The sequence below is a fragment of the Streptomyces altiplanensis genome, assembly GCF_053591575.1.
Window position 1 is genome coordinate 1 of record NZ_JBSFUB010000127.1, and the last position, 16,990, is coordinate 16,990.

General features: G+C 68.6%; 9 protein-coding genes and 3 pseudogenes. 7 read left to right on the plus strand and 5 right to left on the minus strand.

Annotation, left to right across the window (positions count from 1 at the left end; translation table 11 throughout):
• Nucleotides 1-88: 88 nt before the first annotated feature.
• Nucleotides 89-574 (minus strand): annotated as a pseudogene (locus tag ACWD0Y_RS32720) (transposase family protein); the annotation flags it as partial.
• Nucleotides 575-912: 338 nt separating this feature from the next.
• Here ACWD0Y_RS32720 and ACWD0Y_RS32725 point away from each other — a divergent pair.
• From ACWD0Y_RS32725 to ACWD0Y_RS32745, 5 genes and pseudogenes are all read left to right on the plus strand, one after another.
• Nucleotides 913-1,449: an EF-hand domain-containing protein gene (locus ACWD0Y_RS32725; protein WP_450263912.1), complete on the plus strand. Its 537-nt coding sequence runs from the start codon at nucleotides 913-915 to the stop codon at nucleotides 1,447-1,449.
• 717 nt (nucleotides 1,450-2,166) lie between these two features.
• Nucleotides 2,167-3,183 (plus strand): 3-oxoacyl-ACP synthase III family protein, encoded by a 1,017-nt coding sequence (locus ACWD0Y_RS32730; protein WP_450263913.1) that lies wholly within the window; start codon nucleotides 2,167-2,169, stop codon nucleotides 3,181-3,183.
• A 228-nt stretch (nucleotides 3,184-3,411) separates the two neighbouring features.
• Nucleotides 3,412-4,325, plus strand: a pseudogene (locus ACWD0Y_RS32735) (IS3 family transposase); the annotation flags it as partial.
• Nucleotides 4,326-4,374: 49 nt separating this feature from the next.
• A complete protein-coding gene (locus ACWD0Y_RS32740) occupies nucleotides 4,375-5,769 on the plus strand; it encodes an IS30 family transposase (protein ID WP_450263914.1) in 1,395 nt (464 codons plus the stop codon).
• Nucleotides 5,770-5,776: 7 nt separating this feature from the next.
• Nucleotides 5,777-6,070, plus strand: a pseudogene (locus tag ACWD0Y_RS32745) (integrase core domain-containing protein); the annotation flags it as partial.
• Nucleotides 6,071-6,094: 24 nt separating this feature from the next.
• Here the strand turns inward: ACWD0Y_RS32745 and ACWD0Y_RS32750 are convergent.
• From ACWD0Y_RS32750 to ACWD0Y_RS32765, 4 genes are all read right to left on the minus strand, one after another.
• Entirely contained in the window at nucleotides 6,095-6,769 is a 675-nt protein-coding gene (locus ACWD0Y_RS32750; protein WP_450263915.1) for a 4'-phosphopantetheinyl transferase family protein, read from the minus strand.
• Complete coding sequence (locus ACWD0Y_RS32755) at nucleotides 6,766-7,635, minus strand: metallophosphoesterase family protein (protein WP_450263916.1); 870 nt, start codon at nucleotides 7,633-7,635, stop codon at nucleotides 6,766-6,768. Before ACWD0Y_RS32755 ends, ACWD0Y_RS32750 begins: the two co-directional genes overlap by 4 nt.
• Before the next feature lie 13 nt (nucleotides 7,636-7,648).
• The gene (locus ACWD0Y_RS32760) at nucleotides 7,649-9,499 is read right to left on the minus strand and encodes an ABC transporter ATP-binding protein (RefSeq protein WP_450263917.1); all 1,851 of its coding nucleotides are present in this window, start codon (nucleotides 9,497-9,499) and stop codon (nucleotides 7,649-7,651) included.
• 159 nt (nucleotides 9,500-9,658) lie between these two features.
• Nucleotides 9,659-11,416 (minus strand): ABC transporter ATP-binding protein, encoded by a 1,758-nt coding sequence (locus ACWD0Y_RS32765; protein WP_450263918.1) that lies wholly within the window; start codon nucleotides 11,414-11,416, stop codon nucleotides 9,659-9,661.
• A 276-nt stretch (nucleotides 11,417-11,692) separates the two neighbouring features.
• Between ACWD0Y_RS32765 and ACWD0Y_RS32770 the strand changes: the two genes are divergently transcribed.
• Complete coding sequence (locus ACWD0Y_RS32770; protein WP_450263919.1) at nucleotides 11,693-12,724, plus strand: GDP-mannose 4,6-dehydratase; 1,032 nt, start codon at nucleotides 11,693-11,695, stop codon at nucleotides 12,722-12,724.
• Between the two features lie 187 nt (nucleotides 12,725-12,911).
• Nucleotides 12,912-16,990: type I polyketide synthase (locus ACWD0Y_RS32775; protein ID WP_450263921.1), on the plus strand; the 4,079-nt coding region annotated here is incomplete at its 3' end.

The window sequence follows — 16,990 nt, forward strand, 5'->3', positions numbered from 1 at the left end:
CCTCGCCGAAGACCCAGTCCGCGCTGCTGGAGTCGATGGAGGAGCGCCAGGTCACCATCGACGGGCAGACGTACGAACTGCCCACGCCCTTCATGATGCGGTGTCTGCGGGCCGCGGTGAGATCGTGGGTGCGGCCGGGCAGCACCCTGGAGATCCACAGGATCGGGCCGTCCGGACCGGTGATCACTTGCACGTTCACTCTGTGGCGCCGGTGCTTTCCCGAGTAGTCGCCACGTGCGTCACCGACCCGGTCGCACTCCGTGAGAGTGCCGTCGACCAGCACGTACTCCGCTCGCGCCTTCACCTCGCGCAGGGCATTGGTGAGTCCTGGCGCTCGGCGGGCGAGCAGGGCTACGACGGAGCGCACGTAGGCGTGGGCGGTGCCGACGCTGATCCGGAAGCCGGCAGCGATCTGGGCGAGGGTAGTGTGCTGGCGCAGGTACACCAGCGCGACCAGCGCACGCTGGTGCGCAGGCAGCCTGCACCTGTGGTCACCCTCTCGGAGAACGATGAACATCGTCACCGTCTCCACCAGTGCGTGCGGAAGGCCGAGTGCGGCAGAGTACGTAACCACCGAGGCCCCTCGGGTGATGAGTTCAGACGTCAGGCATCTGTCTCAACACCCCTGAGGCCTCGCCCGTTCTGGCCCAGCCCTCGTCACCCGATCGGTGACCACTCTGAAAGAGCTCACTGTACGTGAGCCCTCCTGGTGAATGACCTCGGCCTGGGCCTCGGTGGCACATCGATCTGCCCATGCTGCGACCGATCCGACCTTGCACAACCTGCGCGTATCGCTAAGAGTATCTGTATAGTTACAAACTGTAGCTATACGGCTGCCGCACACCAGCACGGGTGCCACGGTCACGGCTTCGCCCCTGCACGGGCTGCCCGAGCGAGACCTAGGAGTACCGGATGACCACTGCGGTCCAGAAGACACGGGTCCAACAGCGTTTCGAGCTGTGGGACGCAGACAACAACGGCAAGATCGACGCCCAGGACTTTAAGGCCGAGGCGCAGCGCATCGTGAAGGCGTTCAAGGAGAGCGAGGACACTCCGCGGGGCAAGGCCGTGATCGACGCCTACCTGAGCCAGTGGAGCTACCTGGCCCAGAAGGCCGGTATCCCGGAGACCGGTTCGCTGTCCCCGCAGCAGTTCGCCGACGTGGGCGAAGAGCACATGTTCCCCTTGGGCGAGAGCGGATTCTCCAAGGTGCTGCGTCCGGCCATCCAGGCCATCACCAACCTCGTCGACAGCGACGGTGACGGTCGGATCAATCCGTCCGAGTTCAAGGTGTGGCTCGACGCCATGGGCGTGGACTCGTCGCAGGCCCAGGATGTCTTCGAGCAGATCGACATGGACGGTGACGGACAGCTCTCGCTCGAGGAGATGGTCGAGGCTGTCCGCAAGTTCGTTTACGGAGAGAGCGACGTCCCGCTCCTCGGCCGCTGACCCAGGCTGAATCCCGCCTGGGGGCGGACGTTCTCCGGGCGGCCCACTTACGTCGGCGGACGCGGTCGCGCCCGCCGACGTATCGGAACGACCACATTGAGCGCATCACGCGATGTCAGTCGGTGTGTTTCGCTTGTGGCTGGCCGTGCCCAGATCGGGATTGGCCGTCGGTGATGCTCGCTGACGGCGGCGAGACCATCGCCAACGTCACTCTCCTGAGTGACCAGGCATGAGGTGTTCGGCCCGGTCGCCCCCGCCCCGACCGCCTGCTGGCCGACATCGGCACCGCCACGCCACCGCCCAAGTCGTAACGCTGGGTGCACCGTACCCGAAACCCGAAAGGATGAATTTGAGGAGCGGGAAGGGATTTTCAACCACATCCTGACTTGATTATCTGTGTCCTGCTATACATGCTGAAGTGAACGGTGCCTGTGCGAGCTGTTCCCGCTATTTTGATGGCACTATCACCACTTTACTCCGACAGCATCGCACGTCGAGAGATCGGCTGCATTAGCCTCAAATATGAAAATTGAGGACCCGGCAAATACTCCGCCCGCAGGCTGGCCGTCGACCCTTCCGGCACCCGCACCGGTTCCTGGCATAAATTGTTCTGCTATTGGGAAGCGGAAGTATGATTATTACCTCGAGCAGCAGAATCGCCGCCGACTCACACTGCTGCCGAATCCAGGCTGCCAAGAGATGCGGAATGTGTGCGAGATGAAGACCGTCAGCCTCCTCGACGTCGCCAGCTACCTGCCCAAGACGCGTGTCAGCGCCGACTTTTACACTGATTGCCCTGGTGCTGACGGCAACCTTCGTGATCACCCGATGTTCCGGCCACCCGCATACCGGCACCATATCGCCCCGGACGAGAGCTCGGTGGACATGATTGAGCAGGCTGTGCAGCCGCTCATTGCCCGACACGGGAAAGCCGCGATCCGCGACGTGGACGTGCTACTCGTGCACACCTTCCTGCCCGATTTGCCGTTTACCGGATGCGGTACTGAGGTCGTGCGGCGGCTGGGATGCCGGCCAGAGTGGCTGATCGACGTACACAACAGCGGCTGTGCCGCTTTCGTATACATGATGAAGCTAGCTCGGCAGATCATCGCTACGACCGACGCCAGATCCGCGTTGATCTGCACGGTGCAGAACATGGCGGGTCAGTGGTTCGTTCAACCCGATGTACGCAAGTTGGCCCAGGCAGCGATTCCCGGCGACGGCTGCGGCGTTGGCTATTTGACCGACTCGGAACAGTCACCGGTGCTCTCCGTGGAGTGCCAGCACATTGGCGAGTACGCAGGGGCCATGAGGGTGGCACTGGATGACGGGCGCAAGTACTGGGAACCCGGCGAGAGTCAGGTTCGGATCCACTTCACTGAGCAGGGCCTCGGTAAAGTAATGAAGCGCGGCAGTCGGCTAATCCCTGAAGCCGTGACCAAGGTGTGCGCAGATATCGGAGTAGTGCCGTCGGCGATCGACGCACTGATCACAAACCAGCCGAACCGTACCTTCCTCCGTAATTGGCGGGAGGCACTGCAGCTGTCCCCGGAACAGCACCTGGATACCTTCGAGATGTACGGAAATTTGTTCGGGGCCGCCGTCCCGGTGACCTTGGATCAAGCTGTTCAAGAAGGCAAGCTGACTGACGGATCGCTGCTTGTCCTCGGAGGCTTTGCGCACGCCGGTGACTTCGCTGGAGCGGCCGCCATTCGCTGGAACGGGAGAAGATAAACCGCAGTGGACCAGCAGGCAGAGACATCGAACCGACTAAGGCCCCGTAAAAAATCGACACGTTGGTTTAGTCTCTGTCGTGAGGGTCGCTCCGTGTGTGGTGGCGTGGAGGAGGAGTCCTGCCAGGGTGCTGAGGTGTGCTGCTGGGGGCCGGGGTGTGTGTGAGGCTGATCCTTTGGAGTGGACACCCTGACAATGGATCTTGATGGTCCAGGGAGGGATGTCCAGATGGGACGCAAGTCTCCGTATCCGGAAGAGGTCAGGAAGGACGCTGTCGCGCTCTACCGCGTCGCGGCCGGGCAGCGGACGTACGCGGCGGTAGCGGCGGATCTCGGCATCACCGCGGAATCGCTTCGGACGTGGGTGCGCAAGGACGAGGTCGTGCCCGAGGGCCGCGACGGCAGTGTGAGCGCGGCCGAGGAGCTGGCCCGGCTGCGGGCGGAGAACGCCCGGTTGCTCAAGGCCGAGCAGGAGTGGCGGCTGGAGCGCGAGATCCTGCGCCGGGCTGCTGCCTATTTCGCCCGGGAGGTGAAGTGAGCCCCCACCGCTGGGACTTCATCTCCGACAACCGCGCCGACTTCGGCGTCAAGCGGATCTGCCGGGTGCTTGGAACGTCCCGCGCCGGCTACTACCGGCACCTGGCCACCGAGCAGGCCCGCACCGAGCGTCAGGCCGAGGAGAAGCGGACCGTGAGCGAGATCCGCGCCATCCACGCCGAACACCAGGGCGCCTACGGCGCCCCGCGCGTCCATGCCGAGCTGCGTGCCAGAGGGCGCAGGATCAACCGCAAGCGCGTAACCCGGCTGATGCGAATCAACCACATCGTCGGCCGTCACCTGCGGAAGAAGAAGCGGACGACGATCGCGGACAGGGCCGCGCCGCCCGCGCCGGACCTGGTGATGCGCGACTTCACCGCGGACACGCTGAACACCAGGTGGTGCGGCGACATCACATACATAGCCGTCGGCACGACGTGGCTCTACCTCGCCACGGTGATCGACATCTGCTCGAGAAAGGTGGTGGGCTGGTCGATCGCCGACCACATGCGTACCTCCCTGGTCACCGACGCGATCGAAATGGCCGTGGCCGCCCGCGGCGGCCGGGGCCACGGCGTCGTTTTCCACACCGACAGGGGCGCCCAGGGCGGATTCAATCGGTCGTCGCAACACCTCATGATCAGCGAGGTGTGTGATGGTTCGTCGTCAGCAGGCAGCCGATCGGGCGATACGGCCAAAGTTGAGGTCTCCTGGGCATCCGAAATTCCAGCGTCATATCGAAGCAGCGTTCTGGGATGAAATCGCCAAAGGTCTCCTCGCGGAGGAAGCGGCCGCGGTTATCGGCGTGGCGCCGGCGGTGGCCACGCGCTGGTTTCGGCAGTGTGGCGGCATGCGACCGTTCGATCCGAAGCCGAATTCGGGCAGGTACCTGTCGTTCTCTGAGCGGGAGGAGATCGCGCTCCTCAATGCCCAGGGCATGGGCGTTCGTGAAATCGCTCGGCAAGCCCGTCGTGATCCGGGGACGATTTCCCGCGAGTTGCGGCGCAACGCGGCCACCAGGGGCGGGAAGCTCGATTACCGGGCCTCGGTCGCGCAATGGAAGTCGGACATGGCCTCCCGCCGCCCGAAGACTGCGAAGCTGGTCGCCAATCCGCGGTTGCACGCATACGTCCAGGAGCGGCTGTCCGGAGAGATCAGCACGCCTGGCGGCAGGGCGATCGCAGGACCTTCGACAAGCGCATGGGCGGGGCGGAACAAGCCGCACCGTAAGGACCGCGCGTGGGTGCAGGCGTGGAGTCCGGAACAGGTCGCGAACCGGATCAAGGTTGATTTCCCGGATGATGAGTCCATGCGCATCAGCCACGAGGCGATCTACCAGGCTCTCTACGTTCAGGGCCGCGGGGCGCTGAAGCGAGAGCTGATCTTGTGCCTTCGCACGGGCCGCGCACTGCGTGCTCCGCGTGCTCGTTCGCGCCGTAGGACCTGGGCGCATGTGACGCCCGAAGCGCTGATCAGTGAACGGCCTGCCGAAGTCGAGGACCGTGCCGTTCCTGGCCACTGGGAAGGCGACCTGATCATCGGATTGGAGCGGTCCGCGATCGGCACTGTCGTCGAGCGGTCAACTCGATTCACGATGCTGGTTCACCTGCCGCGCGAGGAAGGGTACCGGCACAAGCGATCGGTCAAGAACGGTCCTGCGCTGGCCGGTTATGGGGCGATCACGATGAAGACCGCCCTCGCCAATACCATGTCGACGCTGCCCGAACAGCTGGCACGGTCGCTGACCTGGGATCGCGGCAAGGAGATGTCGGCCCATGCGCAATTCAGAGTCGAGACGGGAATTCCCGTGTTCTTCGCCGATCCGCATAGTCCGTGGCAGCGCGGCACGAACGAGAACACCAACGGGCTCTTGCGCCAGTATTTCCCGAAAGGCACCGATCTCTCGAGATGGTCCGCCGAGGAAGTCGAGGCCGTCGCTCACACCCTCAACAGCAGACCCCGCAAGACGCTCGGTTGGAAGACACCCGCCGAGGCGTTCAACGAGCAGCTACAGTTGCTTCAACAAGCTGGTGTTGCAACGACCGGTTGAATCCGGTCAATATACGTCTGCCGCATTCGCCCAGGTCTGCGACCGGTACGGCATCCGCAGGAGCATGGGCAGGGTCGGGTCGAGTTATGACAACGCCCTGGCCGAAAGTTTCTGGCAGGGACTGAAGAGGGAGACGATGCACGGGAAGTTGTTCTTGAGGATGAGCCAGGCGAGGCTGGAGATCTTCGAGTGGCTCACCCACTACAACGTCCGCCGACGTCACAGCGCGCTGGGCTACCTCTCCCCGGTGGAGTTCGAACAGCAGCACCACAGGACAGCTAAACTCCAACTCGTAGCATGAACCCCTGTGTCCACACTCCGGGGGTCACCTCAGTGCGGCGTTGGTCAGATGGATGGCCGTTGCCACCAGGCCGCGCCCGGCGGTCCACCGGCCGTGGAATTCACCGACGCGGGCGCCCGCCACGAGCGGTCCCGGCACCAGAAGCCGCGCCCGGAAAGTCCGCTCGACCGGGCTGATGTCGATCTGCGCCTCGGAGAAGTCGAGTTCGCGTCCGGTGAGCGGGTACCACACCTTGAAGACGCTCTCCTTGGCGCTGAAGACGAGCCGGTCCCAGCTGATGCCGGGGTGTCGGGCGGCCAGCGAGGCGATCAGGGCGATCTCGTGCGGCAGCGCGATGGTGTCGAGCACGCCGTCGGGCAGCGGAGCGTCCGGCTCCGCGTCGATGCCGAGCGCGGCGGTCCTGTCGGACCGCGCCACGACCGCCGCGCGGTAGCCGTCGCAGTGCGTCATGCTGCCCACGATGCCCTGCGGCCACTGGGGCGCCCCGCGCCGGTTGGGCAGCAGCGGCATGGGCTGCTGTCCCAGGCTGCGCAGCGCACGCCTGGCCAGGAACCGTACGGTCGTGAACTCCTGCTGCCGCTTGGGCACCGAGCGCTCGATCAGCGCCATCTCCTGCGGGAACAGCTTGTCGTCCGGTGCACGCACGTCGTCGTACGCCACCTCGGCCGCCACCTCGGCGGGCAGCACCGAGCCGATCATCGGGCGGCATGTCCGGCCGGTTCCGGCAGGATCTGGCGCAGCGGTGTCCGTGGCGGGCGCGCCCGCCACTCACGCGGATAACCGACCGACACCTCTTCGAAGCGTACCCCGTCGTGGCGGGTGACCCGGGGGATGTGGAGGTGGCCGTAGACGACGGCGGCGGCGCGGAAGCGCACATGCCAGTCGGCGGTCAGCTCCGTGCCGCACCACTGTGCGAACTGCGGGTAGTGCAGTACGCGGGTGGGGTCGCGGACCAGCGGATAGTGACTGACAAGGACCGTGGGCAGCGACGGATCGACGGCCGACAGCCGGCGCTCGGTCTCCTCGACCCGGGACCGGCACCAGGCGTCCCTGCTGGGGTAGGGGTCGGGGTGCAGGAAGTACTCGTCGGAGCAGACCACGCCCGACTCGTGGGCGAGCCGCAGCGACTCCTCCTTCGTCGTGGCTCCGGGAGCCAGGAACGAGTAGTCGTAGAGGACGAACAGCGGCGCGACCACCACCGGCCCGCCGTCGCCCCTCCATACGGGGTAGGGGTCTTCGGGGGTGGATATGCCCAGTTCCCGGCAGAGCCGGACCAGCCGCAGATAGCGCTCTTCGCCGCGCAGCTCGCACGGGTCCTGCGGGTGGGTCCACAGCTCGTGGTTGCCCGGAGCCCAGATCACCCGGGAGAACCGGCCGCTGAGCAGCCGCATCGCCCACTCGACGTCGGCGTACTTCTCGGCGACGTCGCCCGCGACGATCAGCCAGTCGTCGTCCGAGGCCGGGCGCAGTTTCTCGACCAGCGTGCGGTTGTCGTCGTACACGACATGGAGATCGCTCACGGCGAGGAGTTTTCCGACAGGCACAGTACGGTCCTTATCGCTCATTGGTCGGGCTCGCTCACACAGGGTCGGGTCGGTGCGCCGATCCCGTCGGCAGGGCGCCCGCCACCGGCTGCCCGTCGTTCCCGGCGGGCTGGGCGGGGCCCTGGGTGCGGGCGTCGTACAGGCGGGCGTAGGCGCCCTGTTCATGGATCAGCTCGTCGTGAGTGCCGCGTTCGACGATCCTGCCCGATTCCATGACCACGATGACATCCGCGTCGCGGATGGTGGAGAGGCGGTGCGCGATGACGAAGCTGGTCCTGCCCTCACGCAGGGTGTTCATCGCGCGCTGGATCAGCACCTCGGTGCGGGTGTCGACGGAGCTCGTGGCCTCGTCGAGCACCAGCACCGCGGGCTTCGCGAGGAAGGCCCTGGCCACGGTGATCAGCTGTTTCTCGCCCGCGCTCATCCCGGCGGACTCGTCGTCCAGCACGGTGTCGTAGCCGTCCGGCAGCGTACGGATGAAACGGTCGGCGCAGGTGGCGCTCGCCGCGGCCACGATCTCCTCACGCGTCGCCCCGGCGCGGCCGTAGGCGATGTTCTCGGCGATCGAGCCGCCGAACAGCCAGGTGTCCTGGAGCACCAGGCCGAACTGCGCGCGCAGGTCGTCGCGGGTCATCGTCACGATGTCCGTGCCGTCGAGCAGGATCCGGCCCCCGTCGACCTCGTAGAAGCGCAGCAGGAGATTGCCGAGCGTGGTCTTGCCGGCCCCGGTCGGGCCGACGATCGCCACCGTACTGCCGGGTTCGACCGTCAGCGAGAGGTCCTCGATCAGCGGTCTGTCGGGGGAGTAGTGGAACGACACCCCCTCGAACTCCACCCGCCCGGCCGCCGCCTGGGCGCGCGCCGGACGCGAAGGATCGGGGCTCTGCTCCTCGGCGTCGAGCAGGGTGAAGACCCGGGCGCCCGAGGCGATCCCGGACTGGAGACGGCCGGCCACCGCGGCGACCTGCACGATCGGCTGGCTGAACTGCCGGGAGTACAGGATGAACGCCTGTACGTCCCCGAGGGTCAGCTCGCCGCTGACCACTTTCCAGGCGCCCACCACGGCCACGGCCACGTAGCCGAGGTTGGCGATGAACATCATGGCGGGCTCGATGGTGCCCGAGGCGAACTGGGCCTTGGCGCCGGCCCGGAACAGGGCGTCGTTGAGCTTGTCGAACCGCTCCTCGGCCTGCTCGCGCCTGCCGAACCCCTTGATCAGGGAATGGCCCGTGTAGACCTCTTCCACCTGCGCGTTCATCGAGCCGTTGGCGTCCCACTGGTCCGTGAAGCGGGGCTGGGCGCGCTTGCTGATCCACGCAGCGAGCACCCCGGAGACCGGCACGCCGGCGAGCATGACCAGCGCGAGCGACGGCGAGACGACCAGCATCAGGAGGAGCATGGTGATGATGGAGAAGACCGAGGTGATCAGCTCGGCCAGGGTCTGCTGGAGGGTCTGCTGGAGATTGTCGACGTCGTTGGTGGTGCGGCTCAGCACCTCGCCCGCGGAATTGCGGTCGAAGTAGCGCAGCGGCAGCCGCCCGAGCTTGTCCTGGGCCCTCTGCCGCAGGTCGAAGACCACCCGCTGGACGACGGCCGCGACCAGCCGGCCCTGCGCCAGCATGAACAGCGAGGCCGCGCCGTACAGCACGAGCAGGATCAGCAGCAGCCGCCCGACCGCGCCGAAGTCGATGTCCGACCCGTCAAGGAGGGAGTCGAAGATCAGGTCGGTGGCCCTGCCGAGCAGGAGCGGACCGAACGCGTTGAGTACGATCCCGACGATTCCCACGAGGAGCGCGACGGCGATGCGGGGGCGGTGCGGGCGCAGCAGGCCGAGCAGACGGCGGCCCGTGCCGCGCTTCTCGGGCTGCTCGGGGGGTGTCTTCACCGGCCCGCCGTTCGCCCGCGGGACGTGGTGCGCGGCGCCCGGTGCGCGAGCGCGCGGGAGACAGCGTCCGCCGTGTCCCGGACGAGCGCGGACGGGGCCACGGCGTGGCGCGGGTGCGCACCGGGCGCCGCCGGCCGGGGGTGACTTCTCAGGCAGGCCCTACGGCCGTCCGGTGAGACCATGAACGGTCTCCTCCTCGGTGAGCTGGGAGAGGGCGATTTCGCGGTAGGTGGCGTTGTCGCGCAGCAGTTCGTCGTGGGTGCCCGTGCCGACGACCCGGCCGGCGTCGAGGATCACGATGCGATCGGCGTACTGGACCTGGGCGATCCGCTGGGCGACCGTGATCACGGTCGCCCCGGCGGTCTCCGGCGTCAGGGCGGTCCGCAGCGCGGCGTCCGTGGCGTGGTCGAGCGCGGAGAAGCAGTCGTCGAAGAGGTAGACGGCGGGCCGCCGCAGCAGGGTGCGCGCGATGGCGAGCCGCTGGCGCTGGCCGCCCGAGACGTTCGTGCCGCCCTGGGAGATCTCGGTGTCGAGCCCGTCGGGCATGTTCGCGACGAACGTATTGGCCTGGGCGATCCGCAGGACCCGCCACAACTCGTCGTCGGTGGCGTCCGGGTCGCCGAAGCGCAGATTGGTCGCGACCGTCCCGGAGAAGAGATACGGGCGCTGCGGGACGAAGCCCACGGTCCGGCCCAGGTCCTCGGAATCCAGCTCCCGGACGTCGACGCCGTTGACCCGCACCGAGCCCTCGGTGGCGTCGAACAGCCGCAGCACGAGGTTGAGCAGTGTCGTCTTGCCGCTGCCCGTGGAGCCGAGGATCGCCACGTTCTCCCCGGGACCGGCGCTCAGATCGATCCCCTGGAGCACCGCCTTTTCGGCGCCCGGGTAGCGGAACTCCGCGCCGCGCAGCTCGACATGGCCCACCGCGTCCGGCGCGGCAGGCACCGGCAGGGACGGCCGGACGACGCTCGACGACGTCCCCACGACCTCCTGGATGCGCGCGGCGGACACCCGCGCGCGGGGCACCGAGAGGAACACGAACGCGACCATCACGACCGACATCAGGACCAGTGAGAGATACATCAGGAACGCGCTGAGCGCGCCGATGCGCATCGCCCCGCCGTCGATGCGGTGGGCGCCCGCCCAGAGGATCGCGACCGTGAAGGCGTTCATGAGGAGCAGTACCACGGGCAGCATCGACGCGATGAGGCGGCCGACCCGCTGAGAGACCTCGAACAGCTCTGTGCTGGTACGGGCGAACCGCTCGCGCTCGTAGCCGTCCCGGACGAAGGAGCGCACCACGCGCACCCCGGTGATCTGCTCGCGCAGCATCCGGCCGAGCCGGTCCAGACCGGTCTGCATGCGGGCGTAGAGGGCGCCCATACGGGCCAGGAGCAGACCGAACGCCACGCCGACGACCAGCACCAGCAGCACCAGGATCAGCGCCAGCGGGACGTCCTGGCGGAGCGCCAGCACGACGCTGCCCAGACACATCAGGGGCGCGGCCACCACGATGCCGAAGCCCGACTGGGCCAGCGTCTGCACCTGCTGGACGTCGTTGACCGTGCGGGTCAGCAGTGACGGCGTTCCGAAGCGGCCCACCTCACGGGCGGAGAAGTCCAGCACCCGGCGGAAGACGACCGACCGGATGTCGCGTCCCATCGCCATCGCGGTGCGGGCGGCCAGGGACACCGCGCCGACCGCCGCGAGGACCTGGACGAAGGCCACCGCGACCATCAGGCCGCCGAGCCGGGCGATGTAGCCGTTGTCGCGGGCGACTACGCCGTTGTCGATCAGAGCCGCGCCCAGCGTCGGCAGCAGCAGCGTCCCGAGGATCTGGACCAGTTGCAGAAGGATCAGCAGGGCGACGGCGCGCCGGTACGGGCGCACATGGGTACGCAGAAGTCTCAGCAGCACGGAAAGACGCTCCGGTTGGCAGAGCCGGCCCGAACGCCGACGCACACAGTGCACCCCATCGCGGAGTCGAAAATTACTAGTGTTCTGCCCCTTCCGGCCTTCCACGCGGGGCCCCGACTCGGGAATTCCCTAGTAAGCCCGGGATTTCTTGACACCGTGGTCGGCAGCTTGCGAGCGTGCCGATGTCTATCGTCCGGACATGAAGCGTATTCGATGCTGGGTTGTCGACCGAGCTGTGCGTTTGGGCGGTCTCTCCGTGGTCGAGAAGGGGTTCGTATGACCAAGCGTGCACTGATCACCGGTATTACCGGCCAGGATGGTTCTTATCTGGCCGAGCATCTCCTGGCCGAGGGTTACGAGGTCTGGGGGCTGAACCGAGGCCAGGCCAACCCGCGCAAGTCGAGGGTCAGCCGGCTCGTCTCCGAGCTCTCGTTCGTGGACGGCGACCTGATGGACCAGGGCAGCCTGGTCTCCGCCGTCGACACCGTGCAGCCCGACGAGGTCTACAACCTCGGCGCGATCTCGTTCGTGCCGATGTCGTGGCAGCAGGCCGAGCTGGTGACCGAGGTCAACGGCATGGGTGTGCTGCGTGTCCTGGAGGCCATCCGGATGGTGAGCGGCCTGAACGGCTCGCGCACCACCTCGGGCGGCCAGATCCGTTTCTACCAGGCGTCGTCCTCGGAGATGTTCGGCAAGGCCGCCGAGACTCCGCAGCGCGAGTCGACGCTGTTCCACCCGCGCAGCCCGTACGGCGCCGCCAAGGCGTACGGGCACTTCATCACCCGCAACTACCGTGAGTCCTTCGGGATGTACGCCGTCTCCGGCATGCTCTTCAACCACGAGTCCCCGCGCCGCGGCTCGGAATTCGTGACCCGGAAGATATCCCTGGCCGTCGCCCGCATCAAGCTCGGCCTCCAGGAGAAGCTGCACCTGGGGAACATCGACGCGGTACGCGACTGGGGCTTCGCCGGCGACTACGTCCGCGCGATGCACCTCATGCTCCGGCCCGACGAGCCGGACGACTACGTGATCGGCAGCGGCACCATGCACTCGGTGCGCGACGCGGTGCGCATCGCCTTCGACCACGTGGGCCTGGACTGGCAGGACTACGTCGTCATCGACCCGGCGCTGGTGCGCCCGGCCGAGGTGGAGGTCCTCTGCGCCGACAGCGGGCACGCCCGCGCCCAGCTCGGCTGGAAGCCCACCGTCGACTTCCCCGAGCTGATGTGCATGATGGTCGATTCCGACCTGAATCAGGTCTCCCGGGAGCACGAATACGGGGACCTTCTGCTGGCCTCCAACTGGTAGCCGTCCGAAGGACCGCAAAGGACTAGGGAATTCCCGTCGCGGTTCGTACGACACTCGCCACATGGCTTCCCGCTGAACGGCTGCGAAGCCATGTGGCTTTCCAATTTTTTCATATTGCACGGCGAGCGCGAGATGCCCCCGCGTGATTCATGTTCGGCCACTGGCTGTCGAGATGGGTTGAGTTGAGATGGACAACGAACAGAAGCTCCGGGACTACCTCAAGCTTGCTACTGCGGACCTCCGGCGGACGCGGCAGCGCGTCAACGAGCTGGAGTCGGCGGCCCAGGAGCCGATCGCCATCATTGGCATGACGTGCCGCTACCCCGGCGGCGTCAGCAGCCCGGAAGACCTCTGGCGCCTGGTCGAAGCCGGTGAGAACGGCATCTCCGACTTCCCCGCCGACCGCGGCTGGGACACCGAGGCGCTCTCCGCGTCCAGTACCCGGTCCGGCGGCTTCCTCCACGACGCCCCCGACTTCGACGCCGACTTCTTCGGCATCTCGCCGCGCGAAGCCGTCGCCATGGACCCCCAGCAGCGGGTCGCGCTCGAATCGGCCTGGGAGGCCTTCGAGCGCGCGGGCATCGACCCGACCTCGGTCAAGGGCAGCCAGACCGGTGTGTTCATGGGCGCGATGGCCCAGGACTACCGGGTCGGCCCCGCCGACGGCGCGGAGGGGTTCCAGCTCACCGGCAACACCGGCAGCGTGCTGTCAGGACGCATCTCCTACACCTTCGGCACGGTCGGCCCCGCCGTCACCGTCGACACCGCCTGCTCCTCCTCCCTGGTGGCCGTCCACCTCGCCACCCAGGCGCTGCGCGCGGGGGAGTGCACCCTCGCACTGGCCGGCGGCGTCACCGTCATGTCCAGCCCCGGCACCTTCATCGAGATGGGCCGCCAGGGCGGCCTCTCCGCCGACGGACGCTGCCGCTCCTTCGGCGACACCGCCGACGGCACCGGCTGGGCCGAGGGCGTGGGCGTCCTCGTGCTCGAACGGCTCTCCGACGCCAGGCGCAACGGCCACGAGGTCCTCGCCGTCGTACGCGGCACCGCCGTCAACCAGGACGGCGCGTCCAACGGACTCACCGCCCCCAACGGCCCCTCCCAGCAGGAGGTCATCCGGCAGGCCCTGGTCAACTCCCGGCTCTCCGCGTCCGAGGTCGACGCCGTCGAGGCGCACGGCACCGGCACCACACTCGGTGACCCGGTCGAGGCACAGGCCCTGCTCGCGACCTACGGCCAGGGACGCGAAGAGGACCGGCCGCTGCTGCTCGGCTCCGTCAAGTCCAACATCAGCCACACTCAGGCCGCGGCCGGTGTTGCCGGTGTCATCAAGATGGTCATGGCCATGCGGCACGGAGTGCTGCCGCGGACCCTGCTGGCCGACGAACCCTCGTCGCACGTCGACTGGTCGCAGGGCGCGGTCCGCATCCTCGACGAGAACCGCCCGTGGCCCGAGACCGGCGCGCCCCGGCGGGCCGGCGTCTCCTCGTTCGGCATCAGCGGCACCAACGCGCACACCATCGTCGAGCAGGCCCCGCCCGCCCCCGTGAGCGAAGACGACGACACCGTCACGCACCGGGGCCCGGTGCCGCTGCTGATCTCCGGACGGACCCGCGAGGCGCTGCGCGCCCAGGCCGCCTCACTGGTGGCCGCGCTGGAGTCCGAGCCCGCCGCGAACACCCTGGACGTCGCCTACTCGCTGGCCACCACCCGCGCGGGCTTCGAGCACCGCGCCGTACTCATGGCCGCCGACCGCGACACGGCGCTCGCCGGACTGACCGCGCTGGCCGAGGACCGCGAAGCCGCCGACCAGGTGAGCGGCGCCGCCCAGGGCGAGGGGAAACTGGCGTTCCTCTTCACCGGCCAGGGCTCCCAGCGCCTGGGCGCGGGCCGTGAACTGCACGCCGCCTTCCCGGTCTTCGCCGACGCGCTGGACGCCGCCTTCGCCGCCCTGGACCCGCTGCTGGACCGCCCCCTGCGCGAGGTGCTCTGGGGCGAGGACGCCGAGGCGCTGAACCGTACCGAGTACGCGCAGCCCGCGCTGTTCGCCGTCGAGGTCGCGCTGTACCGCCTGGTGGAGTCCTGGGGCGTCAAGCCCGACTACCTGACCGGCCACTCCATCGGTGAGATCGCCGCCGCCCACGTCGCCGGAGTGCTCTCCCTGAGCGACGCGGCCGTGCTCGTCACCGCCCGAGGCCGCCTGATGCAGGCACTGCCGGCGGGCGGCGCGATGATCGCCGTACAGGCCACCGAGGACGAGGTCGCCCCGCTGCTGGTCGGCCACCGGGACACCGTGTCCGTCGCCGCGGTCAACGGCCCCCGCTCGCTCGTCCTCGCGGGCGAGGAGGACGCGGTCGCCGAGATCGCCGCCCGCCTGGAGGCCGAGGGCCGCAGAACCAAACGCCTCGCAGTCTCGCACGCCTTCCACTCACCGCTCATGGAGCCGATGCTCGACGAGTTCCGCGCGGTCGTGTCGGGGCTGTCCCTCCAGGCCCCGCTGCTGCCGTTCGTCTCCAACCTCACCGGCGAGCCCGCCACCGTCGCGCAGGTCACCTCCGCCGACTACTGGGTGGACCACGTCCGCCGGGCCGTCCGGTTCGCCGACGGCATCGGCTGGCTCACCGGCCACGGCGTCACCACCTTCCTCGAACTCGGCCCCGACAGCGTCCTGTCCGCGATGACCCAGGACTGCCTGGACGCCGCCGACGCCGACGGATCCACCGCGCTCCCCACCCTTCGCGCCGGCCGCCCCGAGACCCACGCCCTCACCACCGCGCTGGCCGGGCTGTACGTACGCGGCACCGCCGTCCGCTGGACGGAGTACTTCGCCGGCACCGGCGCCCGCCGCCACGACCTGCCCACCTACGCCTTCCAGCGCCGCAGGTACTGGCCCAAGGGCGGCGCCCAGAGCCAGTCGGCCGACCTGCGCGCGGCCGGGCTCGGCGCCGCGCACCACCCGCTGCTCGCCGCCGCCGTCTCGCTCGCCGACTCCGAGGGCGTGCTGCTCACCGGCCGCCTCTCGCTCCAGTCCCACCCGTGGCTCGCCGACCACGCCGTGCGCGGCATCACGCTGCTCCCCGGCACCGCCTTCCTCGAACTCGCCGTCCGCGCGGGCGACGAGGTCGGCTGCGACCGGGTCGAGGAACTGACCCTGGCCGCGCCGCTGGTCCTGCCCGAGCAGGGCGGCATCCAGGTCCAGCTGTGGATCGGCAACCCCGACGACTCGGGCCGCCGCACGGTCGACGTCTACTCCCGGCCCGAGGAGAGCGACGAGAACGCCTGGACCCGGCACGCCACCGGCGTACTGGCCGTCGACGAGCAGACCGCCGGGCACGGCGCCGGATTCGACGCCGCGCAGTGGCCCCCCGCCGGGGCCCGGCCCGTGTCCGTCGAGGGCGTCTACGACCGGTTGGCCGAGGAGGGCTTCGCCTACGGCCCGGTCTTCCAGGGTCTGCGGGCCGTCTGGCGGCACGACGGCGACGTCTACGCCGAAGTCGCACTGCCCGAGGGCGGCGACACCGGAGCGGACACGTTCGGACTGCACCCCGCACTGCTGGACGCCGCGCTGCACGCCGCGTCCTTCGTCGAGCTCGGCGCGGACAGCCGCGGCGGGCTGCCCTTCTCCTGGGAGGGCGTGTCCCTGCACGCCACCGGGGCCACCGCACTGCGGGTGCGGCTGACTCCGACCGGCGAGGACTCGATCGCGATCCAGGTCGCCGACGCCTCCGGCGCGCCCGTGGTCTCCGTGGAGTCGCTGGTGCTGCGGGCGGCCGCCGCCCAGCAGCTCGACTCCGCCGCCACGGCCGCGCGCGACGCGCTGTTCGGCCTGGACTGGGTGTCCGTACGGCAGGGGGCGACCGCTCCCGAGTCCGTCGCCCTGGTCGGCCCCGACGCGTTCGGACTCGTCGGGCACGGGGCGCTCACCGCCGCCACGTACCGGGATCTGACGGAGCTGGCGGCGGCCGACGGGCCCGTGCCCGTCGTCGTCCTGGTGACCCTCGACGGCAGGACCGGCGCCGACGCGGCGCGGTCCGCCCGCACACTGACGGCCGAAGCCCTGGCATCCGCGCAGTCCTGGCTCGCCGACGAGCGGTTCGCCGCGTCACGGCTGGTGTTCGTGACGCGCGGCGCGGTCGGTGGCACCGACGTGGCCGCGGCCGCGGTGTGGGGCCTGGTGCGGTCGGCGCAGTCGGAGAATCCGGGCTGCTTCGGCCTGGTGGACCTCGATCCGGTGGGACCGGTCGTCCTGCCGTTGCCGGCGCTGGA

Coding starts and splice junctions, on each gene's coding strand:
- ACWD0Y_RS32725 (WP_450263912.1), top strand. CDS start 913: ATGACCACTGCGGTCCAGAAGACACGGGTCCAACAGCGTTTCGAGCTG.
- ACWD0Y_RS32730 (WP_450263913.1), top strand. CDS start 2,167: ATGAAGACCGTCAGCCTCCTCGACGTCGCCAGCTACCTGCCCAAGACG.
- ACWD0Y_RS32740 (WP_450263914.1), top strand. CDS start 4,375: ATGGTTCGTCGTCAGCAGGCAGCCGATCGGGCGATACGGCCAAAGTTG.
- ACWD0Y_RS32750 (WP_450263915.1), bottom strand. CDS start 6,769: ATGATCGGCTCGGTGCTGCCCGCCGAGGTGGCGGCCGAGGTGGCGTAC.
- ACWD0Y_RS32755 (WP_450263916.1), bottom strand. CDS start 7,635: ATGAGCGATAAGGACCGTACTGTGCCTGTCGGAAAACTCCTCGCCGTG.
- ACWD0Y_RS32770 (WP_450263919.1), top strand. CDS start 11,693: ATGACCAAGCGTGCACTGATCACCGGTATTACCGGCCAGGATGGTTCT.